Annotated in this window: 17 protein-coding genes; 10 read left to right on the top strand and 7 right to left on the bottom strand. The window is 61.5% G+C overall.

Going from position 1 to position 26,288, the window contains the following annotated elements:
* Positions 1–84: 84 nt before the first annotated feature.
* Positions 85–624 carry a PaaI family thioesterase gene (locus PMI35_RS25790; RefSeq protein ID WP_008056208.1) on the top strand — a complete coding sequence of 180 codons (540 nt, stop codon included), beginning with the start codon at positions 85–87 and terminating at the stop codon, positions 622–624.
* Between the two features lie 232 nt (positions 625–856).
* Positions 857–1,660 (top strand): 2,5-didehydrogluconate reductase DkgB, encoded by an 804-nt coding sequence (dkgB, locus tag PMI35_RS25795; RefSeq protein WP_008056206.1) that lies wholly within the window; start codon positions 857–859, stop codon positions 1,658–1,660.
* A 16-nt stretch (positions 1,661–1,676) separates the two neighbouring features.
* Here the strand turns inward: dkgB and PMI35_RS25800 are convergent, their stop codons facing one another.
* From PMI35_RS25800 to PMI35_RS25825, 6 genes are all read right to left on the bottom strand, one after another.
* Positions 1,677–4,892, bottom strand: coding sequence for a transporter substrate-binding domain-containing protein (locus PMI35_RS25800; protein WP_008056204.1), 3,216 nt, complete (start codon positions 4,890–4,892; stop codon positions 1,677–1,679).
* A complete protein-coding gene (locus PMI35_RS25805; RefSeq protein WP_008056203.1) occupies positions 4,893–5,519 on the bottom strand; it encodes a response regulator transcription factor in 627 nt (208 codons plus the stop codon). It lies immediately after the preceding gene.
* 103 nt (positions 5,520–5,622) lie between these two features.
* Positions 5,623–6,036 (bottom strand): hypothetical protein, encoded by a 414-nt coding sequence (locus tag PMI35_RS25810; protein WP_008056201.1) that lies wholly within the window; start codon positions 6,034–6,036, stop codon positions 5,623–5,625.
* Positions 6,037–6,177: 141 nt separating this feature from the next.
* A complete protein-coding gene (gene mgtA, locus PMI35_RS25815) occupies positions 6,178–8,895 on the bottom strand; it encodes a magnesium-translocating P-type ATPase (protein WP_008056199.1) in 2,718 nt (905 codons plus the stop codon).
* Between the two features lie 237 nt (positions 8,896–9,132).
* Complete coding sequence (locus tag PMI35_RS25820) at positions 9,133–10,467, bottom strand: lysine N(6)-hydroxylase/L-ornithine N(5)-oxygenase family protein (RefSeq protein WP_008056198.1); 1,335 nt, start codon at positions 10,465–10,467, stop codon at positions 9,133–9,135.
* Between the two features lie 145 nt (positions 10,468–10,612).
* Entirely contained in the window at positions 10,613–11,095 is a 483-nt protein-coding gene (locus tag PMI35_RS25825) for a sigma-70 family RNA polymerase sigma factor (RefSeq protein WP_008056197.1), read from the bottom strand.
* A gap of 388 nt (positions 11,096–11,483) precedes the next feature.
* Here PMI35_RS25825 and PMI35_RS25830 point away from each other — a divergent pair, with 388 nt between their 5' ends.
* The 3 genes from PMI35_RS25830 to PMI35_RS25840 are packed head-to-tail and all read left to right on the top strand — an operon-like array spanning position 11,484 to position 16,032.
* Complete coding sequence (locus tag PMI35_RS25830) at positions 11,484–12,656, top strand: efflux RND transporter periplasmic adaptor subunit (protein WP_008056196.1); 1,173 nt, start codon at positions 11,484–11,486, stop codon at positions 12,654–12,656.
* Positions 12,657–14,630, top strand: coding sequence for a MacB family efflux pump subunit (locus PMI35_RS25835; protein ID WP_008056195.1), 1,974 nt, complete (start codon positions 12,657–12,659; stop codon positions 14,628–14,630). It begins immediately after the preceding gene.
* A 7-nt stretch (positions 14,631–14,637) separates the two neighbouring features.
* Positions 14,638–16,032, top strand: coding sequence for an efflux transporter outer membrane subunit (locus tag PMI35_RS25840; RefSeq protein WP_008056193.1), 1,395 nt, complete (start codon positions 14,638–14,640; stop codon positions 16,030–16,032).
* 129 nt (positions 16,033–16,161) lie between these two features.
* Here the strand turns inward: PMI35_RS25840 and pvdP are convergent, their stop codons facing one another.
* Entirely contained in the window at positions 16,162–17,781 is a 1,620-nt protein-coding gene (gene pvdP, locus PMI35_RS25845) for a pyoverdine maturation tyrosinase PvdP (protein WP_008056192.1), read from the bottom strand.
* A gap of 242 nt (positions 17,782–18,023) precedes the next feature.
* Here pvdP and pvdM point away from each other — a divergent pair, with 242 nt between their 5' ends.
* The 5 genes from pvdM to PMI35_RS25870 all read left to right on the top strand — a co-directional run bounded on the left by pvdM (position 18,024) and on the right by PMI35_RS25870 (position 26,159).
* Complete coding sequence (pvdM, locus tag PMI35_RS25850; protein ID WP_008056190.1) at positions 18,024–19,373, top strand: pyoverdine-tailoring dipeptidase-like protein PvdM; 1,350 nt, start codon at positions 18,024–18,026, stop codon at positions 19,371–19,373.
* A gap of 29 nt (positions 19,374–19,402) precedes the next feature.
* The gene (pvdN, locus tag PMI35_RS25855; RefSeq protein WP_032831434.1) at positions 19,403–20,695 is read left to right on the top strand and encodes a pyoverdine-tailoring periplasmic protein PvdN; all 1,293 of its coding nucleotides are present in this window, start codon (positions 19,403–19,405) and stop codon (positions 20,693–20,695) included.
* Between the two features lie 141 nt (positions 20,696–20,836).
* Positions 20,837–21,700: a dihydropyoverdine dehydrogenase gene (pvdO, locus tag PMI35_RS25860; RefSeq protein ID WP_008056188.1), complete on the top strand. Its 864-nt coding sequence runs from the start codon at positions 20,837–20,839 to the stop codon at positions 21,698–21,700.
* A 209-nt stretch (positions 21,701–21,909) separates the two neighbouring features.
* The gene (locus PMI35_RS25865; protein WP_008056186.1) at positions 21,910–23,559 is read left to right on the top strand and encodes a cyclic peptide export ABC transporter; all 1,650 of its coding nucleotides are present in this window, start codon (positions 21,910–21,912) and stop codon (positions 23,557–23,559) included.
* A 116-nt stretch (positions 23,560–23,675) separates the two neighbouring features.
* Positions 23,676–26,159, top strand: a complete 2,484-nt coding sequence (locus PMI35_RS25870) for a TonB-dependent siderophore receptor (protein WP_008056185.1) — start codon at positions 23,676–23,678, stop codon at positions 26,157–26,159.
* The last annotated feature ends 129 nt before the right edge of the window (positions 26,160–26,288 follow it).

The following is a 26,288-nucleotide window of genomic DNA, read 5'->3' as shown; positions in this document are numbered from 1 at the left end:
ATTGAGGGGTAGCGCAGATTTTGGTTTGGGCATAATATGCATAAATATTACAAGCATAATATTTGATTACCAGAGGACCTGTACATGCAAAGCCCAAACCGTGAGGCCACGCTCGCTCAATGGATCGCCCAGGAACAGGCCATGCGCGCCCGCCTGGCCGGGCCTGGCAGTTTGTCCCTGGCCGAAGTCAGCGCCCTGTCGCCCGCCGAGTTTTTCGAGGGCATCGGCAATGGTGAACTGCCCTCGCCGCCCATTGGGGCCCTGATGGATTTCATCCCTATTGAATGGTCCGCCGGGCTGTTCGTCTTTCAGGGCACGCCGGATGCGCGGCATTACAATCCGCTGGGCACCGTGCATGGCGGTTATGCCGCGACCTTGCTGGATTCGTGCATGGGCTGCGCGGTCCATACGCAACTGAAAAAAGGCCAGGGTTATACGACGCTGGATCTGCGTATCAGTTATGTCCGGGCCCTGAACAACGCCAGCGGACCGGTGCGGGCCGAGGGCAAGATCGTGCATCTGGGGCGTTCGACGGCGTTGGCCGAGGGGCGGATTTATGATGTGGATGGGCGGTTGTATGCGACGGGGACGACGACTTGCATGATTCTTGAGGCGCTGGGGTAAGTCTGTAAACCGAGTCGCATTCTTCGCGAGCAGGCTCGCTCCCACAGGGGACAGCGATCCAATGTGGGAGCGAGCCTGCTCGCGAAGGCGTCTGCCCAGACACCTTCAATCCCCAGACTGCCCATCGATTTTTGATCTGCGGTAAACATTGCTTTGCCCATCCAGCGGTTTTTCTCACGGATGCAGGCGCGGATACTCGCGGCCATTCCCACTGCAACCTCTGGAGTCATTCATGTCTATCCCCGCTTTCGGCCTGGGTACGTTTCGCTTGCAAGGCCAGGTGGTCATCGATTCGGTGAGCACCGCCCTGGAACTGGGTTACCGGGTCATCGACACTGCGCAGATCTACGAAAACGAAGCCGACGTCGGCCAGGCCATCGCCGCCAGCGGGGTTGCCCGTGAAGACCTGTTCATCACCAGCAAGATCTGGGTCGCCAACTTCGCCAAGGATCGCCTGATCGACAGCCTCAAGGAGAGCCTGCAAAAACTGCAGACCGACTACCTGGACCTGACCCTGATCCACTGGCCGTCGCCGGAAGACCAGGTGCCGGTCGAAGAATTCATGGGGGTCTTGCTCGAAGCCAAACAGCTGGGCCTGACCCGGCAGATCGGTGTTTCCAACTTCACCGTCGACCTGATGAAACAGGCGATTGCCGCCGTCGGCGCCGAGAACATTGCCACCAACCAGATCGAACTTCACCCCTACCTGCAAAACCGCCAGGTCGTCGAGTTCGCGCAAAGCCAGGGCATCCATATCACCTCGTACATGACCCTGGCCTACGGTGAAGTGCTCAAGGACCCGGTGATTGCGCAGATCGCCGACCGTCTTCAAGCGACCCCGGCACAAGTCACCCTGGCCTGGGCCCTGCAACTGGGCCATGGCGTGATTCCTTCGTCGACCAAACGCGCCAACCTCGCCGGCAACCTCAAGGCCAGCGCCATCACCTTGAGCGATGCCGACATGGCATCGATCGCCAGCCTGGATCGCGGCCATCGCCTGACCAGCCCCAAGGGCCTTGCGCCAGCCTGGGACTAAACAGCCGGGTTCAACCTCAGCCCTGTTCAAGCGTTTTTTCCAGGCGCGTCATGGCCTGGTGCAACTGATCGACGGCGGCGTCGATCAGTGCGGTATCGCCCTCGGCGCAGGCACGCTCCAGTTGTTCGCAACACGTCACCAGCGCCTGTGCCCGGACCATTTGCGCCCCTCCCCTGATACGGTGCGCCAGGTCTTTCAAGCCGTCGCGATTACCGCTGGCATGTTCTTGCAACAGACGGTCGCGATCTTCGCGGTTGGTCACCGCCAGATCCTGCAGCAGTTGCACGATCAGTTCACCGTCGGCCCCCGTGTAGCGTTGCAACCCGCTCAGATCGATTTCTGTGTTGGGCGGCGCTTCGTGTACACCTGCCGATTCGCCGGGAAATCTGCTGGCCAACCATGCGCTAAGGTCGACCAATCGAATGGGTTTGAACAGACAATCGTCCATGCCTGCTTCAATACAACGAAGTTTCTCCTCGGGTTGCGCGCTGGCCGTGAAGCCCACGATCAAGGTCGGCGGCCCCGCCTGGAAACGCTCCTCATCGCGGATCGCACCCGCCAGTTCATAACCGCTGACCACCGGCATGTTGCAGTCGGTGACGACCAGATCGCACACGTGTTCGCGCCATTGCTCGAAACCTTGCTGGCCATCCTCGGCGAGCAGCACTTGATGCCCGAGGTAACTCAATTGCCGCGACAGAAGCAACCGATTGGCCGAGTAATCGTCCACCACCAGGATTGTCAGCGGCCGAGTCCTTGCCAGCGACTCACTCGGCACTTTTTCAGTAGCGGGCAACGCCGGCAATGCCAGCAGTTCAAGGCTGATGTCCAAGCGGGTGCCACGCCCCAGGACGCTGGCGAGTTGCAACCGCCCCCCCATCATTTCGCACAGCGTGCGGCTGATCACCAGCCCCAGGCCGGAGCCCTGTCGGCCTGAGGCCTGACGGTTGCCGGCCTGCACGAACGGGCTGAACAGGCGTTGCTGGTCAAAGGTGCTGATACCGCTGCCGCTGTCCTCGATACGCACACTGACCGCGAAACGATCCGGCGACACGGGCACAACCCGCAACCTCAGGCTGACCTCGCCTTTATGGGTGAACTTGATGGCATTGCTCAGCAGATTGGACAGCACCTGCTTGAAACGCGTGGGGTCGATCAACACATCACGGTCACTGTGTTCGTCCAGGTCGATGCGCCAGTGCAGGTTCTTCTGCCGGGCCAGGCCTTCGAAGACCCGGCACACCGACACCACCAACGCCTGCAGATTGGCCCGCTCCGGCGTCAGCGACAAATGCCCGGACTCGATACGGGCAATGTCCAGGATGTCACCGATCAAGGCCAGCAACTGTTGCCCGGCATTTGACGCCACCTCGATCGCCGCACGGTCGGTAACGCCCTCATCGGCGCTTTTCAGCGCCAGTTCAAGCATGCCGATCAGGGCATTCATCGGCGTGCGGATCTCATGGCTCATGGTCGCCAGGAACGTGGTCTTCGCGCGGTTGGCATCGTCGGCAGCGTCCTTGGCCTCCTGCAATCGGGCAAGCCATTGCTGGCGCTGGCGGATCTGCCGGCGCTGCCAGGCGATCCACGCCAGGGCAAGGAGAAGCGAGGTGCCAGCGGCGGCGAACGCCTGGAAAATCGTCTGTCGATGACGCAGCCAATAACTCTGCTCCACCATCAGGTCATTGCGCCAAGGCTGTATCAGGTCGTCGATTTCTTCGGGAGGGATACTGAGCAAAGCCTTGTCCAGGATCGAATGCAACTCGGTGTCGTCGCGACCGGTAGCAAGGGTACTGCGCGCGGGATCGATGCCCACCGTGCTGGTGACCTGGAGGCGATCACGGTACTGCCTGGATATCAGGTAGCGGGCGCTGATCAACGAGTTGATGCCGCCTTGCGCCTTGCCTTGGGCGACCATTTCCATGGCGTCTGCCGACAGTGGCGCATTTACAAAACCGATCGCCGGGAAATGTTGGCGAATGAACTCGCCAGCGATATTGCCCTCGGTCAGCGCCAGGTTTTTTCCGGCCAGATCATCCAGGGTCCTGGGGCTGTCCGGCGCCAGGCGCGTTACGAGCACCGAAGGGCTGGTCAGGAATGGCCGGGTAAACAACAAGTCTTCCTCTCGCCGGGAACTCAGGCCGATGCCGGCCAGCACATCGACCTGGCCGCTCTTGATCGCCTGCAGCATCTCGGCCACTGAGCGCATGCCCCGGATGTCGAATTGCAAGCCGGTGCGCAGGCTGATTTTCGCCAACACATCGACACCGATGCCGCGAAACCTGCCTTCACTGTCCATGAAGGTGATCGGCGGGATGTTCTCGTTGATCGCTACACTCACGCGCGGGTGCCGGTCGAGCCAACGTTGCTCGGCCACGCTCAATTGCAGTGACTGCGTGCCCGGCATGGACACCCCGCTCGCCCCCCAGCGGCGCAGGATGTTCATCTGTTCATTGGCCGTTATCGCCGCCAGGGCCTTGTTGACGATGCGCAGCAGCGCCGGGTTGTCGCGGGCCATGGCAAAGGCGAAGCGCCCCGATTCCATGGGCGAGAAATCCGCCAGCTGGACGTTGTTCAGGTAGTTTTTGCTGATCAGGTAATGGGCGCTGATCGCATCGCCCAGGTAGACATCCGCCTGGCCGAAGGCGACTGCGCCGACCGCTGCCAGTGTCGAGGGGAAAAGCTGGACCCGGGCCTGGGGATAGAACTGCTGCACGTTTTGTTCAGGCAAGTAGTGATAGAGCGTTGCCAGGCGCTTACCGGCCAGTGTCGGGTCCAGTACCTGTGGCGAATCAATGCGGGTCACCAGTACCGGCTGATCCACCGCATAGGCGTGGGACATTTTTAGTTGGCGGTCCTGGGACTCGAAGCTATTTGATGTTCCCAGCAGGTCCGCCGCCCCTTGCTTGACGGCTCGGACGGCCTCTTCGCGGGATGAGTAGCGCCGGACTTCGATCTCCACCCGCAGCAGTTGCCGCAGCAAATCAGCGTAGTCAGCCGTCACCCCTTCCAGCACGTGATCGGTGGTGATGTCGAAAGGTGGATAATCCGGCGCTGAAACGGCGAGCACCAAACGGGCTTTTTGTTGCAGCCAGCGCGAATCGGCCGCCGACAAAGGCAGCACCTGGCCTTCCACGCTTGAACGGCCCAACAACGCCAAATTTTGTGGCTGCGCAAAGACACTCGATGCCCCCAGGCAAAGCGCCAACAGCAGGTATCGGATAGTGTTCATTCAGATCAAGTGATGACGCTGGGCAAGATCGCGCAGATGCACCGACGACTTCACGTTGAGCTTTTCAGTCAGGCGGGTTTTGTAGGTACTGACGGTCTTGTGGCTCACGTGCAGGATTTCGGCGATTTCCTTGTTGCTCGTGCCCCGGGCCAGATGCAGGAAAATGGACAACTCGCGGTCCGAAAGGCTGTTGATCAACTGCTTTTCACTGCGTAGTACCTGGCTCACCGACACCGAGCTCGAGGGCAACCGGGTGAAGTAGGTGTAACCGGCCATCACGGCGTGCACGGCTTTATGCAAATGCTGCAGATCGTTGGTCTTGGCGACGTAGGCCACCGCACCAGCACGCATGCAACGATCCTGGAAAAATGCTGGTTCCTGGGCCGTGAACACCACCACCCGACATTGCGCCTCTTCCATCTGGATCCGTGCCAGTACATCCAGGCCGTCAAGCTTCGGGATGTTGAGGTCCAGCACCACCAGTTCAGGTTCATGCTCGCGGATCATCGACAGGACTTCATTACCGCAGGCCGCCTCAAAGATACGTTTGTATCCCTCCAGCTTGAGTACGATTTTGACTGCACCGCGAATCACCGGATGATCGTCCACAACCAGCGCGCACTTCATGGCAACTCCCTATGCATAAACACGACCTTCGGACACTGACGGCCCATGGGCAAGAACCCGCACATGGCTGCGCATAGACTCTTGCACGTAAAACCCGATTGAACTACCTGACAGAAATGACAGTGCCGACGAACGGTTGAGGCCGATCGATGATCGCCATCAGCCGCTGGATCGTCGCCAGGTCGGGCAGCAAGGCGTGGCTCACCTGCACCTTGTGCCGCTCAGAGGCTGCAATGATGGGGAGCTGCGCGCGCTGGCCGTCGAAGATCAGGGCGTGCGCCAGCTGTTCGTTGTCGAGACAGAAATCCAGAAGGTTCAGCTTGCCTTGAGCCAGGCCAGCATTGATGACCAGCAGATCGAATGGCTCGCAGCCATATTCGACCAGGTTCAGAAGCTCCTCGAGGCTTTGCACCGGAGCCACCCGGAAGTAATCGAGCTGGTTGAACAACCGCTCGATTTTCATCCGGTTGAAGTGTTGATTGTCAGCGATCAGGATGCGTAAGGACTTGCTGGGCAACGTGGCCCCCCGGGTCAAATTGATGAGGGGGCAAGGCTACGGAAGACCTACAGCGCATTCTGTAGGAAAAATCCGAAATACCGCCGGCTAAGTCTGACGCGGATCATTTCCCACGCCTGCGTGAGAAATGATCCCTACCTGCTATTGCCAGCCAAACCGACGAATGTAGAACCCTTTCACCGCCTGGGTCAGGCCCATGTAAGCCAGCAGGATGACCGGCAGGAACAGGAAATACAGCGACGGCAACGCCTGCAGCTTGAAGTAGTGCGCCAACGGCCCCATCGGCAGGAAAATCCCCACGGCCATGATCACCCCGGTCATCACCATCAGCGGCATCGCCGCACGGCTCTGAAGGAACGGAATCTTCGGCGTACGGATCAGGTGCACGATCAGTGTCTGGGTCAGCAACCCGACCACAAACCAGCCGGACTGGAACAGGGTCTGGCGATCCGGGGTATTGGCGTCGAACACGTACCACATCAGCGCGAACGTGGTGATGTCGAAGATCGAGCTGATCGGCCCGAAAAACAGCATGAACCGACCGACATCCGCCGGCTGCCAGCGCTGCGGCTGCCTGAGCATTTGCTCGTCGACGTTATCGAACGCAATGGCGGTCTGCGAAATGTCGTAGAGCAGGTTCTGCACCAGCAGGTGCATCGGCAGCATCGGCAGGAATGGAATGAACGCGCTGGCCACCAGCACCGAGAACACATTGCCGAAGTTGGAACTGGCGGTCATCTTGATGTACTTGAGCATGTTGGCGAAGGTCCGCCGCCCTTCCAGAACACCCTCCTCCAGCACCATCAGGCTTTTTTCCAGGAGAATGATATCGGCCGCTTCCTTGGCGATGTCGACGGCGCTGTCCACGGAAATCCCGATATCGGCGGTGCGCAGGGCCGCAGCGTCGTTGATGCCGTCGCCCATGAACCCGACCACATGGCCATTGCCCTTGAGCAGGCGCACGATGCGTTCCTTGTGCGACGGCGTCAGCCTGGCGAAGACGTTCGCGCCCTCCACGGCTACCGCCAGTTCGGCGTCACTCATGCGTTCGACGTCGTTGCCCAGCAGCAGGCTCTGTTGCTCCAGGCCGACTTCGCGGCAGATCTTCGCCGTCACCAGTTCGTTATCGCCGGTGAGCACTTTCACCGCCACGCCATGGGCCGCCAGCGCCCGGAGCGCGGGTGCCGTACTGTCTTTTGGCGGATCGAGGAACGCCACGTAGCCAATCAGCGTCAGCGCCTGTTCATCAGCGAGGCTGTAGCTGTCGCGTCCCTCGGGCATCGGCCGTGCCGCCACCGCAACAACCCGCAAACCTTCGCCATTGAACGCTGCGGTGACCTGACGAATTCGCGCCAGCAGCGCTTCGTCCAGCCCTTCATCCACCACGCCGTGGCGCACCCGGGTGCAGACCGCCAGGACTTCCTCTACGGCGCCTTTGCAGATCAGCAGAGGTGGTTGATCACCCACGCCGACCACCACCGACATGCGCCGTCGCGTGAAGTCGAACGGGATCTCGTCGACCTTGCGATACGCCGTGCCGACCTTCAGTTGCCGGTGAATTTCCACGTGCTCGAGCACCGCCACATCCAGCAGGTTTTTCAGGCCGGTCTGGTAGTAGCTGTTGAGGTAAGCCATTTCCAGTACGTTGTCGCAATCATTGCCCCACACGTCGATGCTACGTGCCAGGAAGATCTTGTCCTGGGTCAGGGTACCGGTCTTGTCGGTGCACAGCACATCCATCGCGCCGAAGTTCTGGATGGCGTCCAGGCGTTTGACGATGACTTTTTTGCGCGACAGGAATACCGCTCCCTTGGCCAGGGTCGAGGTAACGATCATCGGCAGCATTTCCGGGGTCAGGCCGACGGCAATCGACAGCGCGAACAGCAGCGCCTGCGTCCAGTCGCCCTTGGTGAAGCCGTTGATGAACAACACCAGCGGCGCCATGACGAACATGAACCGGATCAACAACCAGCTGACTTTGTTGACCCCGGCCTGGAACGAGGTCTGTGCGCGGTCGGTAGCGCCAACCCGTTGCGCCAGCGCACCGAAATAGGTGCTGTTGCCGGTGGTGAGGATCAGCGCCATGGCGGTACCGGACACCACGTTGGTGCCCATGAACAGAATGTTGTCCAGGTCCAGTGGGTTGATCGTGTCGTTGTTGCGCTGACGCGGGAATTTTTCTACCGGCATCGATTCGCCGGTCATGGCCGCCTGACTGACAAACAGGTCCTTGGCACTGAGTACCCGGCAATCGGCGGGAATCATGTCGCCGGCCGACAACAGGATAAGGTCCCCCGGCACCAGTTGCCTGATCGGCACTTCGAAGCGCTGCGCGCTGTTGTTTTCCGGGTCTCGACGCAGCACCGTCGCGGTGTTGCTGACCATCGCCTGGAGCGCATCGGCGGCCTGGTTGGCCTTGCTTTCCTGCCAGAAGCGCAACAAGGTCGAGAGCACCACCATGGAAAAAATCACGGCGGCGGCCTTCATGTCTTCGGTCAGCCAGGAGATGACCGCCAGCAATGTCAGCAGCAGGTTGAACGGGTTCCTGTAGCAGTGCCACAGGTGCGTCCACCACGGCAACGGCTGCTCATGCTCTACTTCGTTGAGCCCCCATTGCTCGCGCAATGCCTGGGCTTGAAGTTCGCTCAAGCCGTCGGTGTGACTGCCCAGGGCGTCCAGCAACGGACCACTGTCACTGGACGCGGCGCGGACCAGGGTGTGCGCCAGGGTCGGCGGCACCTCACGGCTGACCGTGGTGTCGGTGAAATTTTCAAGCAGCGCCAGGCGACGGAAATGTCGGGCGATGTGACGGGTGCGCAGGAATCCGGCGAAGAATTCCTTGAGCAGGGTCAGGTTCATGGCAGCTCCCCCAGAGTCAGCCTCGTTTCTGGAGAGTAAACGCGCCGTTGGGGAACGTTGGGGGAATCGCAGGGTTCTTCAGGGAGGGTTCAGGAATCAAAGTTTGTGGTGTTCTTCAGGGCCTCATCGCTGGCAAGCCAGCTCCCACAGGACCGAGTTGAACCATGGATTTGTGGTCAATGCGATACCTGTGGGAGCGGGCTTGCCCGCGATGGCGGCCTGGCAGCCGCCGAGGATTTAGCTGGCTGCCGCTAGGAGCAAATCCGCCATCAAGCGATGCCCGCGCTTCTTGCCATGGTCATACAGCGACCCGGCGATCTCGTCCGCGCGAATCGGCAGGATCGACAGCAGCGTGTCGCTCAAGCCATGGCTGGCCTGGCAGAAGCCCTGCATATAGATGCCGGCCTTGCAGCGCTCATCGGTGATCAATTTGTAGTTGCGATCCACCTCGAAATCACCCAGGTACTGCTCCAGCGGAGCCAGCAGCTTGCGGTGCATCTGCCGCTCGTACCCGGTGGCCAGCACCACGGCGTCGTAGTGACGGACCGTGACTTCGCCGGTGGCGTTGTTGCGCACCGCCAGTTCGATGCCGCGCTCGGTGGCGCTGGCGCTTTCAATGGTGGTCAGGGTACGGAATGCATGGCGGGCAATGCCCGAGACTTTCTGCCGGTAGAAAATGCCGTAGATGCGCTCGATCAGGTCGATGTCCACCACCGAATAGTTGGTGTTGTGGTATTCGTTGACCAGGCGCTCGCGCTCGCTGCTTTCCTGCTGGAACACCAGGTCGGTGAACTCCGGCGAGAACACTTCATTGACGAACGGGCTGTCGTCCGCCGGTTTCAGGGCAGAACCGCGCAGGATCATGTCCACCTGCACCGACGGGAAGCTGTCGTTGAGGTCGATGAAGGCTTCCGCCGCGCTCTGCCCGCCACCGATGATCGCGATGCTCATCGGCTGGTTGTTCACGCACGGCTGCTTGGCCATCTGCGCCAGGTACTGCGAATGGTGGAACACCCGATTGTCGCCCTTGAGCGCCTTGAACGCCTCGGGGATCCGCGGCGTGCCGCCCGCGCTGACCACCACCGAACGCGTGGTCCGCACATGTTGATGCCCGGTGCTATCGCGAGAAATCACCCGCAGCGCTTCGACCTGCTGGTTGTGCAGCACCGGCTCGATGGTCAGCACTTCTTCGCCATAACGGCTCTGCTTCTCGAACTGCGCGGCCACCCAGCGCAGGTAGTCGTTGTACTCCATGCGGCACGGATAGAACGTGCCCAGGTTGATGAAGTCCACCAGGCGACCGTGGGCCTTGAGGTAATTGACGAACGAGTAAGGGCTGGTCGGGTTGCGCAGGGTCACCAGGTCCTTGAGGAAGGAAATCTGTAGCTCGCTCTGGGTCGACAGCGTGTTGCCATGCCAGCTGTAGTTGGCTTGCTTGTCGAGAAACAGTACATCCAGTTCGCCCTGGGTCGGCCCGCGCTCTTGCAGGGCGATGGCCAGTGCCAGGTTCGAAGGGCCGAAACCGACGCCGATCAGGTCGTGAACGATGGGCGATGCAATTGCCTGTGTCATTTCCAGTGTCCTCTGGATGAACCCCCGAGCGGCGGGGAGATAAGCCTAAGTGACCTGGCCGGCCTTGAGCAGGACAGCAGGTCGTCTGTTGATTAGGAACGAGGACAGTGAAATAAAATTTAACAAGAACAGGTCAACGCGAGAATCAATGCGCATCCCATTGGCGCATCCGCACCCGGCAATGCTTCATGGCATTGACGATGTGCTTTTCCACCAGGGCCTTGGAGATGCCCAGGTGTTCGGCGATCTGCGGGTGTGACAGGCCTTCGATCTTGCGCAGCAGGAAACTCTCGCGGCACAGCCGGGGCAATTCCGCCAGGGCGCGCTGGAGCATGTCCAGGCGCTGGCCGTGATCGAGGCTGCTGAGGGGCGATGGGCTGAAATAGCGCTCTTCGTTGTCGAGCACCTCCAGCGACTCGACCTGGCGCAATGCATTGCGTCGGTGATCGTCGATCACCAGGTTCAAGGCCGTGCGATAAAGGAACGCCCGGGGCTGCTCGATCGGCGTGTCGCTGGAGCGTTCCAGGACTCGCAGATAAGCGTCATGCACCACATCTTCGGCCACCTGGCGGTTGCCGAGCTTGGCGTTGAGGAAACACACCAGCTCTCGATAGTAGTTTTCCAACATGACTCCCGTCCGCACGGGTGCGGTTCCTGTCCTTGAGCCCGCTCTCGACCACAAAAACAGGCAGTGGCACGATAGTGGCAATTTGAAGTGCGTAATTTATAGTAATTCTCATATAGATTTAAAGTATTGCTTTGTCTTGCCCGACAAATAGTAGGAGCTGCCGCAGGCTGCGATCTTTTGATCTTCTGCTTTCAGGCGCTTGCTCTTCGGCAAATCTGGATGCGCCAAAGATCAAAAGATCGCAGCCTGCGGCAGCTCCTACACGTGTAACGCCATATGTCCGGGGCTAAATTCCCCGGTTCTTCCATCGTTTACAGGACAGCTCCCCGTCTTTGCCCGAACCTTGCGCGCTGAACGACGGGCCGAAATCCTTTGGCCGGAACCCTGCATGAATCGTCCCCGTCACACCCGACGCGCCCTGCTTGTAGCACTCAGCCTGATCCCCGTTGTCGCCGTCGCGGCTTGGCAGTTCATCCCGCCCGGGCGCGACCAGTTCGCCACCGTGCAGGTCACCCGCGCCGACATCGAAAGCAGCGTCACGGCCTTGGGTACCCTGCAACCGAGGCGTTATGTCGATGTCGGCGCCCAGGCGTCCGGGCAGATTCAGAAGATCCATGTGGAAGTCGGGGACGTGGTCAAGGAAGGTCAATTGCTGGTGGAAATCGATCCCTCCACGCAGCAGGCCAAACTCGATGCCGGGCGTTTCTCCATCGAAAACCTCAAGGCGCAGCTCCAGGAGCAACGCGCGCAACACGACCTCGCCCAACAGAAATACCAGCGTCAGCAAAACCTCAAGGCCGGCAACGCCACCCGCGAAGAAGACGTGCAGACCGCCCGGGCCGAACTGCGTGCGACCCAGGCGCGCATCGACATGTTCCAGGCGCAGATTCGCCAGGCCCAGGCCAGCCTGCGCAGCGATCAGGCCGAGCTCGGCTACACCCGGATCTATGCGCCGATGTCCGGCACCGTGGTCGCACTGGATGCCCGGGAAGGCCAGACCCTCAACGCCCAGCAACAGACTCCGCTGATTCTGCGCATCGCCAAGCTGTCGCCGATGACCGTGTGGGCCGAAGTCTCCGAAGCCGACATCGGCCACGTCAAACCCGGCATGAACGCCTGGTTCACCACCCTCAGCGGCGGCACCCGACGCTGGAAAAGCACCGTGCGGCAGATTCTGCCGGTGCCGCCCAAACCCCTCGACCAGACCAGCCAGGGCGGCGGCAGCCCGGCCAGTTCGAGCAAAAGCGGCAGCGCGCGGGTGGTGCTGTACACCGTGCTGCTGGACGTCGACAACGCCGACAACGCGCTGATGGCGGAAATGACCACCCAGGTATTTTTCGTCGCAGACCAGGCGCAGAACGTCCTCACCGCGCCGATCGCCGCCCTGCAGGCCGGCGTGCAAGCCGACAGCCAGACCGCGCAAGTGGTGGCCAGGAATGGCAGCATCGAACAGCGCAACGTCCGCACCGGCATCAGCGACCGCTTGCGGGTGCAGATCCTCGACGGCCTGCAGGAAGGCGATCACCTGTTGATCGGCCCGGCCGACGGGAGTGGCGGTTGAATGCAGACGCCCTTGATCGAATTGCAGGACATCCGCAAAGCCTACGGCGGTGGCGACGCCCCTGAAGTCCACGTGTTGCGCGGCATCGACCTGTCGATCCATGCCGGTGAGTTCGTGGCGATCGTCGGCGCCTCCGGTTCCGGCAAGTCGACACTGATGAACATCCTCGGCTGCCTCGACCGTCCGACCTCGGGCGAATACCGCTTCGCCGGAGAAAACGTCGCCGCCCTGGACAGTGACGCACTGGCCTGGCTGCGCCGCGAAGCCTTCGGTTTCGTGTTCCAGGGTTACCACCTGATCCCGTCCGGCTCGGCCCAGGAAAACGTCGAAATGCCGGCGATCTACGCAGGCACCCCGGCCGCCGAACGCCATGCCCGCGCCGCCGCCCTGCTTGAGCGCCTCGGCCTGGCCACGCGCACGGGCAATCGTCCGCACCAGCTTTCCGGTGGTCAGCAGCAACGGGTGTCCATCGCCCGCGCCTTGATGAACGGCGGCCATATTATCCTCGCCGACGAACCCACCGGCGCCCTCGACAGCCACAGCGGCAAGGAAGTCATGGCGCTGCTCGATGAGCTGGCGAGCCAGGGCCACGTGGTGATCCTCATCACCCACGACCGCGAGGTGGCGGCGCGGGCCAAGCGCATCATCGAGATCCGCGACGGCCTGATCATCAGCGACAGCGCCCGGGACAATCCAGCCGCGCAAACCTCTGCCAATCCCGGTGCGTTGCAAGCGGTGGACCTGCGCAAGCGCCTGACTGAAGGCGCGCAAGCCAGCGGCGCCTGGAAAGGCGAGCTGGTCGATGCGGTGCAAGCCGCCTGGCGGGTGATGTGGATCAACAAGTTCCGCACCGCGCTGACCCTGTTGGGGATCATCATAGGCGTCGCTTCGGTGGTGGTGATGCTGGCCGTCGGCGAAGGCAGCAAGCGCCAGGTCATGGCCCAGATGGGCGCGTTCGGTTCCAACATCATTTACCTCAGCGGCTCGTCGCCCAACCCGCGGACACCGCTGGGCATCGTCACCCTGGACGAAGTCAAGGCAGTGGCAAGCCTGCCCCAGGTCATGCGCATCATGCCGGTCAACGGCCAGGAAGCCGGGGTACGCTTTGGCAACCTCGACCACCTGAGCTACGTCGGCGGCAACGACACCAACTTCCCGGCGATCTTCAACTGGCCGGTGGTGCAAGGTAGCTATTTCACCGAGGCCGATGAGCGAAACGCCGCGGCGGTCGCGGTGATCGGCCACAAGGTGCGGACCAAGCTGCTCAAGGACGTGGCCAATCCCATCGGCCAGTACATCCTGATCGAAAACGTGCCATTCCAGGTCGTCGGCGTGCTGGCGGAAAAAGGCGCCAGCTCCGGCGACTCCGACAGTGACGACCGCATCGCCATCCCCTACTCCGCGGCCAGTGTGCGGCTGTTCGGCACCCACAACCCCGAATACATCGCGATTGCCGCCGCCGATGCGCGCAAGGTCAAGGAGACGGAACAGGCCATCGAGCAATTGATGCTGCGTCTGCACAACGGCAAGAAGGATTTCGAGCTGACCAACAACGCGGCGATGATCCAGGCCGAAGCGCGCACGCAAAACACCCTGTCGCTGATGCTCGGTTCGATTGCCGCGATTTCGTTGCTGGTGGGCGGTATCGGGGTGATGAACATCATGCTCATGACCGTGCGTGAACGCACTCGCGAGATCGGCATCCGCATGGCCACCGGTGCCCGGCAACGGGACATCCTGCGCCAGTTCCTCACCGAAGCGGTGATGCTTTCGGTGGTCGGCGGCTTGGCCGGGATCGCCCTGGCGCTGATTGTCGGCGGCGTGTTGATCCTCAGCGAAGTCGCCGTCGCGTTTTCCTTGATAGCGGTACTGGGCGCGTTCGGCTGCGCCCTGGTCACCGGTGTTGTCTTCGGCTTCATGCCGGCCCGCAAAGCTGCCCGACTCGACCCGGTCACGGCCCTTACCAGTGAATGATCTTTCCATGAAGCCGCAATTGAGCTTGCTGACCCTTTGCCTGCTGCTCGGTGCCTGTGGCAGCCCTGTCCAGCGCCTGGACAGCGGCATTGCGCCGCCCGCCGCCTGGCAATCGCCGCACACAGCGGGTGCCACCCGCGACAACCAGCAATGGTGGAACCGCTTCGGCAGTCCGCAACTGGGCCGCCTGATCGAACAGGCCCGGGTCGGCAGCTACGATTTGGCCGCCGCTATTGCCCGAGTACGCCAGGCACAGGCCGAAACAGTAGTCGCCGGCGGCTCGCAGTTGCCCGAGGTCAAGGCCGGTTTGAACGCCAACCGACAGAAGTTGCTGCGCGGCAATGGCTACAGCCAACTCGATGCCGACAGCGATAACAAGGCGGTCGACTACTTCACCGCCAACCTGACCGCGAGCTACGAAATCGATTTCTGGGGCGGCCAGCGCGCTTCCCGTGACAGTGCGCAATTCGCCTTGCAGGCCAGCGAGTTCGATCAGGCAACGGTCGAGTTGACGCTGCTCAGCGGTGTCGCCAACACCTATGCGCAAACCCTGTCGCTGCAGGAGCAGAGCCGTATTGCCGAGCTCAACCTGGCCAACGCCCGGAACGTGTTGAAACTGGTGCAGACCCGCTATGACTCAGGTTCGGCGACAGCTCTGGAGCTAGCCCAGCAGAAAAGCCTGGTGGCGGCGCAACAACGGCAATTGCCGCTGGTGCAGCAGCAGGCCATCGACGCGCAGATCAGCCTCGCCACCCTGCTCGGCCGCCCGGTGCAGGAACTGGCGCTGGGCCAGGAACACTTCGATCAATTGTCCTGGCCTGCCATCGACGCGGGTGTCCCCAGTGAATTGCTCAGCCGCCGCCCGGACATCGCCCGGGCCGAAGCGCAACTGGCCGCCGCCCAGGCCGACGTCACCGTGGCCCGCGCCGCGATGTTGCCGACCGTGACCTTGAGCGCGGAAATCGGCTCTGGCGCCGACCGTGCCGGCGACATCCTGCGCAGCCCCTTCTACAACCTCACCGCCGGATTGCTTGCCCCTGTGTTCAACAACGGACGCCTGGGCGCCGAGCGCGACAAGGCTTTGGGCCGCCAGGAAGAACTGCTGGAAACCTACCGCGGCGCGATCATCAATGGCTTCGCCGACGTGGAAAAAGCCTTGAACAGCATTCGCGGGCTGGACGAACAGCGCCAGTGGCAAAGCGAGGAACTGAGCCAGGCGCAGACCGCGTTCAACATCGCCCAAAGCCGCTATGAAGCCGGTGCCGAGGACTTGCTGACGGTGCTGGAGACGCAACGCACGCTGTATGCGGCGCAGGATTTGAATGTGCAGCTGAGGCTGTCGCGGATGCAGGCGAGCATTGCGTTGTACAAGGCACTTGGGGGTGGGTGGCAGGTTTTGTAATTGCTGCGCCTGTCAGGCCGCCATCGCTGGCAAGCCAGCTCCCACAGGTTATGTGTCGAGCCGAAATCATGTGGCACGCATTATTCCCTGTGGGAGCTGGCTTGCCAGCGATGAACGATAACGCGGTCGTCAGACCTGACTTTGTTTGGCCTTCAGATTCCGCGCATACCAAGGCCGCTGCGGCACCTTCCTGAACAAATCCGCCAGTTTCTTCTCATCCTCACCAAAGGTAATCCGCAGCGCCAGCTTCATGGTCTCCGGATCCATCTCCACCGACTTGCCCGCCTGCAACCCCGGCGTGGTGTTGCAACCATGGGTATCCGGCCCCAGCCACGGGTCGCCGATCTCGACCCAGCGCCCCGGCGCGAACCACGGCACGCCATTGACCTCAAGCCGGCTCACTTCCCCCGGATGAAAGCGCTCATGGGCGCGGAACCAGTCTTCCAGGCGATCATCGATCCAGCCGTGGAAGTGCCAGAACACCGGGTTCACATGGGACGAGAAAGGATCGCCGAGGAAGTCGTTTTCCGGCGCATACCAGCGCGCGGAAAAGTCCGCCGGATCGCGGGCGAACGGCACCGGCTGGCCGTTGGACGGGTCGCGCGGCACCGAGGCCCAGCGCATGTGCAGCCAGTCATGCAGGCCCAGCTCCACCTCCGAGCCAAACTGTCCCAGGGTCAACTTCGACAGGTAACGCGGGTCGCGGTACTGCGACTCCCAGACCTGGAAATTGCTGTGGTAGGTCTCGGCGGTCTTGATGTCGCTGACCCATTGCGAATACTCGTCATCGTCTTCGGCCAGCCAGGTCGGCGGCAGCGCCGTGCCGTCGTGGTTGTCGAAATAATGGGCGAAGCCGATGCGGTCCCGGAGCAACTCCGGTTGCGGCAAGGGGAATTGCGTCCACGAGGGCAAGTCCTGCATCGAACGTGCGGTGCCGAGCATGTGCCGGTGCATGAAGAAAAAGTCCACGCCCGAGCCGTTGCGATCCTTGCGCGTGCCACGGGCATCACGCTCCTTGTCCCGCGGCCCGGGCTGCCAGCCGATGCCGCGCAAGGCGTTGCGCTTGTCTTCGGGCAAGGTGTGCCATTTATCCCTGGACGCATGCCAGAGCTGATGGAACAAGCGATGCTCCTGGGACGTCAGCCAGGCCAGCAATGGTGGATTCAGACCGGTGCGTTCGCGGGCCTCAGGGAACACTTTCTTGACGGCGACGAAACGATTGTCCTGGGCCGTCATCATCAAGGGACGATCCAGGTCCAGCACGCGCCCACTGAGGCTGCCGCTGCCGGCATTGCCGAAACCGGCCCAGACTTCGTCCAGCGCCATGCTGAACTCGTAGTCACAGCTGCCACGGGCGCTGAGCAAGCGCCAGCTCAATTGCTCCGGCTTGACCCCGGCCACATCACCGAGCACCTGATAGCGCGGCACTTCGTGTGAACGCAAGCGCTCGGCGGTGTCGAGAAAACCCACCAGGCCACGGCCCTTGTGGCCGATGTCGAGAAACAGCTCCAGTCCGTCCCGTGGCAAGCCTTCGAGCCCGGCATCACGGCCTTCGAAACGGATCTGCCAGACACCGCGCAGCGTATTCGCCAAGCGTTGACCGGCAACATCCGCCACATCGAACGACGCTTCGCCGGGGGTGATCGTCGGATCCGGCTTCGTCCACTGGGGATGCCCATAAAAAGCCGCGGGCACGGCAGCACCGGTCAGCGCCAGGCCTGCCATGAACCATCGTCGAGAAATCTTCATTGCCCTACCTGTGTCAGCCATGAAGCAGGCTTTATCCAAGCTAGAACGTTTGTTGTCTCCGGAAATTTAAAAGCTTCGCTGCGATGCGGCGACCCGACAAGCCAGCTCCCACAGTGACCGTGCGAACACTGGAGATCCCTGTGGGAGCTGGCTTGCCAGCGATGGCGTCAGAACAAACACTAAATTCCTCCCCCGCTGACTCGTTCCTCCCAGATAGCAAAGGCTCCCTGACTGAGAAGGCAATGACAAAACCACGTTCGAAAAAGGCTCTTTTCATCGGCCTGCCGTTGGCCCTGGCGATCAGCGCGGGTGCAGGCTTTGCGGCTTGGGATTACTGGTTCAAGGACAATCCCGGCTACCCGGTCAAGGTGATGAAGCAGGCCGATGAACTGCATGAGCGCCTTCTCTCGTTCGACAGCCACATCACCGTGCCCATGGATTTCGGCACCGCCGGCAATGAAGCCGACAAGGACGGCAGCGGCCAGTTCGACCTGGTCAAGAGCGGGCGCGGACGCCTGTCCGGGGCGGCCCTGACGATTTTCGGCTGGCCGGAAATCTGGAACGGCCCCAACGCGCCGCATCGCCCCACCGCCGGCTTCATCGAAGAGGCACGCTTCGAACAGGAAACCCGCTACAAAATCATCAGCGCCCTGGTGCGCGACTTCCCCAACCAGGCCGCCATCGCCTACACCCCCGACGATTTCCGGCGCCTGCATGGCGAAGGCAAGTTCGCGATTTTCCTCAGCATGCTCAACGCCTACCCGCTGGGCAACGACCTCAATGCCCTGGACAAATGGGCCGCGCGGGGCATGCGCATGTTCGGCTTCAGCTATGTGGGCAACAACGCCTGGGCCGATTCATCCAGGCCGTTGCCGTTCTTCAACGATTCCCGGGACGCCCTCGGCGGTCTCTCGGACATCGGCAAGCAGGCGGTGCACCGTCTCAACGACCTCGGTGTGATCATCGACGTGTCGCAGATGTCGACCAAGGCCCTGGAGCAAGTGGCCCGCTTGAGCCGCACGCCGATGGTGGCATCGCACTCCGCCCCGCGCGCCCTGGTGGACATCCCGCGCAACCTCAGCGACCACGAAATGCAGTTGATCAAGGACAGCGGCGGCGTGGTGCAGATCGTCGGCTTCCCGACCTACATCCGCCCACTGAGCCAGGCCACCCAGGACAAACTCAACGCCCTGCGTGCGCGTTTCGACCTGCAACCGCTGCAAGGCCTGGAGATGGCGTTGATGCCGGGCGACCCGATCATCACCGTATGGTCTGAACAACGTTTCGGCGAATACGCCAGCCAGCTCTACGCGATTGTCGACGAAGAACCCAAGGCCACCCTCAAGGACTACGGCGACGCGATTGACTACGCGGTGAAGAAAATCGGCATCGATCACGTCGGCATCAGTTCCGACTTCAACGATGGCGGCGGCCTGGACGGCTGGAAGGACGTCAGCGAGGCGCGCAACGTGACCGCCGAGCTGATCAGCCGCGGTTACAGCGAGGCCGATATCGCCAAACTCTGGGGCGGTAATTTCCTGCGGGTCTGGGACCAGGTCGAAAAATCCTCCAGGCCCGTCGCCAAAAACTGATGCCACTTTTGCCAAGCGAACCCGAAGCCATGACCAACCGTCGCTCATTCCTCAAGCAGGCCGGCATTCTCGCCGCCGGCCTGCCCCTGGCTGCTTCCGTGTACCCGCCAGCCATAGCCGGCGATCTACAACAGCAGCCGCCGCCTTTGCCCAAGGGCAAATGGGCGCAATTGCGCCAGCTGTTCAATCAGGACCCGGACTACCTGCATTTCGCCAACTTCCTCGTCACCTCGCATCCCACGCCGGTGCGCAACGCGATCGAGATGCACCGCGCCAACATCGACCGCAACCCTGGCCGGGCCATGGACTGGGACCTGCAGGAAACCGAGAAACGCGAGCACAACGTGCGGGTCTGGGCCGGGCGTTACCTCAATGCCAAACCCGAGCAGATCGCGCTGACCGGCAGCACCACGGAAGGCCTGGCGATGATCTATGGCGGGATTCATGTGCGGCCCGACCAGGAAATCCTGGTCAGCGAACATGAGCACTATTCCACCAACTACACCCTGGAATTTCGTCAGCAACGCCAGGGCACGAACGTGCGCAAACTCAAGCTTTTCGAGAACAGCCACGACATTTCCGTAGACGAGGTGCTGGGTTCGATCGCCCAGGGCATCCGTCCGCAAACCCGCGTGCTGGGCATGACCTGGGTGCAATCGGGCAGCGGCGTGAAACTGCCGATCGGCGACATCGGCAAACTGGTCGAAGAGCTGAACCGCAAGCGCGACGAGAAAGACCAGATCCTGTATGTGGTCGATGGGGTGCACGGCTTTGGTGTCGAGGACTTCGAGTTTCCCGACATGCACTGCGACTTCTTCATCGCCGGCACGCACAAATGGATGTTCGGCCCCCGTGGCACCGGGATCATTTGCGCCCGCTCCGCCGAGCTCAAGAACGTCACGCCGATCATTCCGACCTTCAGCGAATCCACCGACTTCGCGACCATCATGACCCCCGGCGGCTATCACAGTTTCGAACACCGCTGGGCCGCGGACGAAGCGTTCAAGCTGCACCTGGATTTGGGCAAAGCCGAGGTCCAGACGCGCATTCATGAGCTCAACACCTATGCCAAGGAGCGCCTGCTGGAGCAGCCGCGGATCGAACTGGTCACGCCAAAGAGTGCGCAACTGTCCGCTGGTTTCACCTTCTTCCGGATCAAGAACCAGGATTGCGAAAAGGTCGCCAGCCAACTGATGCAGAACCGCGTGGTCTGCGATGCGGTGGAGCGTGACGCCGGCCCGGTGGTGCGCATCGCCCCCGGCCTGCTCAACAACGAACACGAAATCGACCGCTTCATGGCCCTGCTGAACAAGACAGCATGACGCGCCCCCTGTAGGAGCTGCCGCAGGCTGCGATCTTTTGATCCTGATCTTTTTGATACTGCAGAAGATCAAGATCAAAAGATCGCAGCCTGCGGCAGCTCCTATAGTTATCGCCCCGTTTTTCTTCGATCGAGATGAGTCATGAACCGAAATCTGCTGACCGTTGGACTGGCTGCCATCTTCGCCAGCCTGCTTCCGGCTGCTGCGCAGGCCGCCACGCCACTTCAACCCGGCAAGGTATTCAAGGACTGCAAGAACTGCCCGGAAATGGTCGTGCTGCCCGCCGGGACCTTCACCATGGGCACCCCGGATGACGAAGTCGGCCGCGAGTCCGATGAAGGTCCGATGCATGCAGTCACCTTCGCCAAACCCTTCGCCATGAGCCGCTTCCAGATCACCGCCGGTGAGTGGGACAGCTATGTGAAGGAAAGCGGCGTGACCATCGCCAACGGCGACACCCGGCCAGGTCGCGAGTGCGTCGCCAGCAAGCCGCGCTACCCGCAGAGCCCGCGCCAGCCGGCGGTGTGCATGAACTTCGACGACGTGAAGCACTATGTCGCCTGGCTTTCGAAGAAAACCGGGCAGACATACAGCATGGTCAGCGAAGCCCAGCGTGAATACGCCGCACGCGGCGGCACCTCGGGCCCGTTCCCCTTCCCGTTCGATGAAGGCAAGGGATACAGCATCGCCAAACATGCCAACACCTACGGCCCGGCGGACGGCTACAGCTACAGCTCGCCCGTTGGCAGCTACCCGCCCAACGCCTTCGGAATGTACGACATGCAGGGAAATGTCTATGAATGGGTCGAAGACTGCGAACACCCGGACTACGTCGGCGCCCCCACCGATGGCAGCGCCTGGCTGGAACCCAACTGCGAAGCCGTGCGCATCCGCGGCAACGACTGGGGAGAAGCCCCGGTGTTCTCCCGCTCCGGTAACCGCAACAGCCAGTACCCTCAGGAACGCGGGGACTGGATGGGTTTTCGCGTAGTGCGCGAGCTCTAAACCCATACACCATCCCCTGTAGGAGCTGCCGCAGGCTGCGATCTTTTGATCTTGCTTCTAAAATGCCAAAGTCAAAAGATCGCAGCCTGCGGCAGCTCCTACAGGGGTTTGTGTGAAGTCCCCCACCACCAGTCGCCCACCCTCTAAATTAACCCCTCGACCAGACGTTCTACTGGGTATCTGCCTTCCGACCCAAGGAACCGTCTTCCATGACCCAGCCTACCCGAGGCGCCATCGGCGAATTGTTCGCCCTGCTCAAACCCTTTCGACTCATCGTCGCCGCGTCCATATTCCTGGGCATGGTCGGCGGCCTGAGCGTCACGGTGTTGCTGGCGACCATCAACAATGCCCTGCATTCGGACAGCGGCCTGACCCAGGGCGTGGTCGCGCTGTTCGCCGGCCTGTGCCTGCTGGCGCTGGCCAGTTCGATCTGCTCCGACATCGGCACCAACTACGTCGGCCAGCACATCATCGCCAAGCTGCGCAAACAGTTGGGCGAGAAGGTGCTGTCGGCGCCGATCGAGCAGATCGAGCGTTACCGCAGCCATCGCCTGATCCCGGTGCTGACCCACGACGTCGACACCATCAGCGACTTCGCCTTCGCCTTCGCGCCGCTGGCGATTTCCCTGACCGTGACCCTGGGTTGCATGGGCTACCTCGCGATCCTGTCCTGGCCCATGTTCCTGATCATGGTGGCCGCAATCCTGATCGGCAGCGCGATCCAGGCCTACGCCCAGAGCAAGGGCGTGCAAGGTTTCATGGCCGCCCGCGACGCTGAAGACGAGCTGCAAAAGCACTACAACGCGATTGCCGAAGGCGCCAAGGAACTGCGCATCCACCGCCCACGCCGCCAGCGCATGTTCACCTCGGGCATCAAGGGCACCGCCGAATTCATCTGCAACACCCAGGTGCGTTCGATCAACACCTTCGTCATCGCCAAGACCTTCGGCTCGATGCTGTTCTTCGTGGTCATCGGCCTGGCCCTGGCCCTGCAAACGTTCTGGCCGAGCGCCGACAAGACCGTCATGAGCGGCTTCGTGCTGGTGCTGCTGTACATGAAAGGCCCGCTGGAGCATTTGATCGGCACCCTGCCGATCGTCAGCCGCGCGCAGATCGCTTTTCGCCGCATCGCTGAACTGTCGGAACAATTTTCCACCCCGGAACCGCACCTGCTGCTCAGCGACCAGGGCAAGGTCAAACAAGCTGTTCACGAACTGCAACTGGCGGACGTGCGCTACGCCTTCCCGTCGGTCGAGGGTGCGGCGCCGTTCCAGCTCGGCCCGGTCAACCTGTCGATCAAGCAGGGCGACATCACCTTCATCGTCGGCGAGAACGGCTGCGGCAAAACCACCCTGATCAAGCTGCTGCTGGGCCTGTACACCCCGCAACAGGGGCAGATCCGGGTCAATGGCGAGGCCATCGACGCGCACAACCGCGACGACTATCGCCAGCTGTTCACCACCATCTTCGCCGACTACTACCTGTTCGACGACGTGGTCCAGGGCGATACGCAGATCCCCGAAGACGCCAACAAATACCTGCAGCGCCTGGAGATCGCGCACAAGGTCAGCGTCAAGGACGGCAACTTCACCACCACCGACCTTTCAACCGGGCAGCGCAAGCGCCTGGCGCTGGTCAATGCCTGGCTGGAAGAGCGGCCGGTGCTGGTGTTCGACGAATGGGCGGCCGACCAGGACCCGACCTTCCGGCGGATTTTCTACACCGAGCTGCTGCCGGACCTCAAGCGCCTGGGCAAGACCATCATCGTGATCTCCCACGATGACCGTTATTTCGATGTGGCCGACCAACTGGTGCGCATGGAAAGCGGCCGGGTCGTCACCGAGCTGACGGCTGCCTGACCCCAAATAACATTTTTTTCACATTTCTTTTCCGGTTTCATAATCGCATCTCGTCTTAATAATCATTCCTATTAACAAAAACTCTGCACGACACTTTTCAGGAGCACAGGCAAGTAATGCGATCTCTTCCACGCCGTACCCCTCTCGCGCTGGCCGTACAGCGCCCGTCATTGCACAAGACGCTGTTGACCAGCGTCCTGCTGACCGCCACGTTGCTGGGGAGCACGATGGCCAACGCAGCACCTGTAAAAGTGAGTATTGCCGTGCAGCCGCTGTCCAGCGCGCTGACCCAACTGGGCATGCAAACCAACCTGCAAATCCTCTACAGCCCGGATCAGGTGGCCGGCATCAAGTCCCGCGCCGTGTCCGGCTCGCTGGAGCCTTCCGCGGCCCTGGCCGAGATGCTCAAGGGCACCGGCATTTCGTTCCAGATCAACGGCAACAGCGTGACGCTGGTGTCGGGTGGCTCATCGAGCCTGCAACTGGGCGCCACGACCATTTCCGGCCAGGCCCTGGGCCTGACCACTGAAGACACTGGTTCCTACACCACCGGCGCCACCACCACCGCCACCAAGCTGCCGCTGACCATTCGCGAAACGCCGCAATCGGTGACCGTGGTCACTCGTCAGCAGATGGACGATCGCGGCGTACAGAGCGTTGGCGATGCGCTGAAGAATACCCCCGGTATCACGTCGCAGAAGTACGACAGCGACCGTACAGAATTTTCCGCACGGGGCTTTGCCATCACCAACTTTCAGTACGATGGCGTCAACATTCCCTACGACGGCGTGTACGGTGAAAACCCGAACAACACCGACGACGCTGCCAACCTCGACCGCGTCGAAGTCATCAAAGGCGCAACCGGCCTGATGACCGGCGCCGGCGACCCGTCCGCCACCGTCAACCTGGTGCGTAAAAAGCCGACCAAGGAGTTCAAGGCTTCGGTCAGCGCCACCGCCGGTTACTGGGACAGCTACCGCACCGAAGGCGATATCTCCGGCTCGCTGACCGAATCCGGCAACGTGCGCGGCCGCTTTGTCGGCGCCATGCAGGACAAAGATTCGTACATCGACCACTACAGCCAGAAGAGAGACCTGTACTACGGTGTTCTCGAAGCCGACCTGACCGACGATACCCTGCTGACCCTGGGCGTCGACAAGTCCAGCGCCACCCCGCGCGGCAGTTCCTGGACCGGAAACACGGTTTACTACGCCGACGGCGGCAAGACCAACTTCTCCCGCAGCTTCAACCCGGGCGCCGACTGGAGCCGTCGTGACTTCGACAGCACCACCTACTTCGCGTCCCTCGAGCAAGCGCTGGCCAACGACTGGAAATTCAAGGCCAGCTTCGACCAGAAAACCACCGATCACGATACTCAACTGGCCTCTGCCAGCGGTGGTTACCCGGACCGCAATACCGGCGAAGGCATGTTCTTTTACCAGGGTCACTGGGAAGGCCATCGCGTGCAGAACACTGCTGACGTGAACGTCTCCGGCCCTTTTACCCTGGGCGGTCGCGAGCATGAACTGGTGGCTGGTTTCATGGCGGCCCACTCCCGTCAGACTGGCTCAACCTTTGGTGCCCCCACCGACTCCGATGGACTGGTACCGGGCAGCATCTTTGACTGGACAGGCCATATTGCGAAACCGGACTTTCCGAAAGACGGCAAGTACGAGCGCACCCTGAGCCAGAATGGCGCTTACCTGGCCACACGCTTGCGTCCGACCGACGACCTCTCGTTCATCCTCGGTGGCCGTGTCAGTACCTACAAGTACAACGAGGACTACACCTACTACCCGGGCGCCGGCCTGGCCGACACCCACGCCAGCTACAAGGAACACGGCGTCGTCACGCCTTACGCCGGTGTGGTCTATGACCTGGACGATACCTACTCGGTCTACGCCAGCTACACCAGCATCTACCAGCCACAAATCAACAAAGACGCCGATGGCAAGACCCTGGACCCAGTTGAAGGTGACAGCTACGAAACCGGTCTGAAAGCGGCCTACTTCGAAGGCAAACTCAACGCCAGCCTGGCCTTCTTCCGTATCGAGCAGGACAACGTTGCTGAGTCGATCGGCACCAATGAGATTACCGGTGACGGCATTTACAAAGCCGTCGACGGTGCCACCACCAATGGCGTTGAACTGGAACTGGCCGGCGAACTGGCTCCGGACTGGAACGTATCGGCTGGCTACACCTATGCCCGTACTCGCGACAAGGATCACCAACGCATCTTCGGTTTCCCACTGGCCACCAGCAAACCGGAACACGTAGTGCGCACCTTCACCACTTACCGCCTGCCCGGCGCGCTGGACCAGTTCACCGTCGGTGGCGGTGTCAGCTGGCAGAGCGCGTTTTACGGCCAGAGCTACAGCCCGAACGTAGGCGGCGGTGAAGGCGGCAGCACCATGCTCAAGCAAGGTGGCTACACCCTCGTCGACCTGATGACCCGTTACCAGTACGACGACCACCTGAGCTTCACCGTCAACGCCTACAACGTCTTCGACAAGCGCTACCTGACCGGCCTTGGCAACTTCGGCACCACCTTCTACGGCGAACCGCGCAACATGCAGATCACCGCGAAGTACGACTTCTGAGTCTGAGCTGATATGAACAATGCCCGTATCGAGAGATGCGGGCATTTTTTATGGGCCGATGTTTGCGGTGCCTGTGATGACGTCATCGCGAGCAGGCTCGCTCCCACAGGGGATCTTCGGTGTGCACAA

It is taken from the genome of Pseudomonas sp. GM78 (genome assembly GCF_000282475.1).
Taxonomy (GTDB): domain Bacteria; phylum Pseudomonadota; class Gammaproteobacteria; order Pseudomonadales; family Pseudomonadaceae; genus Aquipseudomonas.
This window is presented reverse-complemented; position numbering and strand designations above follow the sequence as displayed.

Coding starts and splice junctions, on each gene's coding strand:
- PMI35_RS25790 (WP_008056208.1), top strand. CDS start 85: ATGCAAAGCCCAAACCGTGAGGCCACGCTCGCTCAATGGATCGCCCAG.
- dkgB (WP_008056206.1), top strand. CDS start 857: ATGTCTATCCCCGCTTTCGGCCTGGGTACGTTTCGCTTGCAAGGCCAG.
- PMI35_RS25800 (WP_008056204.1), bottom strand. CDS start 4,892: ATGAACACTATCCGATACCTGCTGTTGGCGCTTTGCCTGGGGGCATCG.
- PMI35_RS25805 (WP_008056203.1), bottom strand. CDS start 5,519: ATGAAGTGCGCGCTGGTTGTGGACGATCATCCGGTGATTCGCGGTGCA.
- mgtA (WP_008056199.1), bottom strand. CDS start 8,895: ATGAACCTGACCCTGCTCAAGGAATTCTTCGCCGGATTCCTGCGCACC.
- PMI35_RS25820 (WP_008056198.1), bottom strand. CDS start 10,467: ATGACACAGGCAATTGCATCGCCCATCGTTCACGACCTGATCGGCGTC.
- PMI35_RS25825 (WP_008056197.1), bottom strand. CDS start 11,095: ATGTTGGAAAACTACTATCGAGAGCTGGTGTGTTTCCTCAACGCCAAG.
- PMI35_RS25830 (WP_008056196.1), top strand. CDS start 11,484: ATGAATCGTCCCCGTCACACCCGACGCGCCCTGCTTGTAGCACTCAGC.
- PMI35_RS25835 (WP_008056195.1), top strand. CDS start 12,657: ATGCAGACGCCCTTGATCGAATTGCAGGACATCCGCAAAGCCTACGGC.
- PMI35_RS25840 (WP_008056193.1), top strand. CDS start 14,638: ATGAAGCCGCAATTGAGCTTGCTGACCCTTTGCCTGCTGCTCGGTGCC.
- pvdP (WP_008056192.1), bottom strand. CDS start 17,781: ATGAAGATTTCTCGACGATGGTTCATGGCAGGCCTGGCGCTGACCGGT.
- pvdM (WP_008056190.1), top strand. CDS start 18,024: ATGACAAAACCACGTTCGAAAAAGGCTCTTTTCATCGGCCTGCCGTTG.
- pvdN (WP_032831434.1), top strand. CDS start 19,403: ATGACCAACCGTCGCTCATTCCTCAAGCAGGCCGGCATTCTCGCCGCC.
- pvdO (WP_008056188.1), top strand. CDS start 20,837: ATGAACCGAAATCTGCTGACCGTTGGACTGGCTGCCATCTTCGCCAGC.
- PMI35_RS25865 (WP_008056186.1), top strand. CDS start 21,910: ATGACCCAGCCTACCCGAGGCGCCATCGGCGAATTGTTCGCCCTGCTC.
- PMI35_RS25870 (WP_008056185.1), top strand. CDS start 23,676: ATGCGATCTCTTCCACGCCGTACCCCTCTCGCGCTGGCCGTACAGCGC.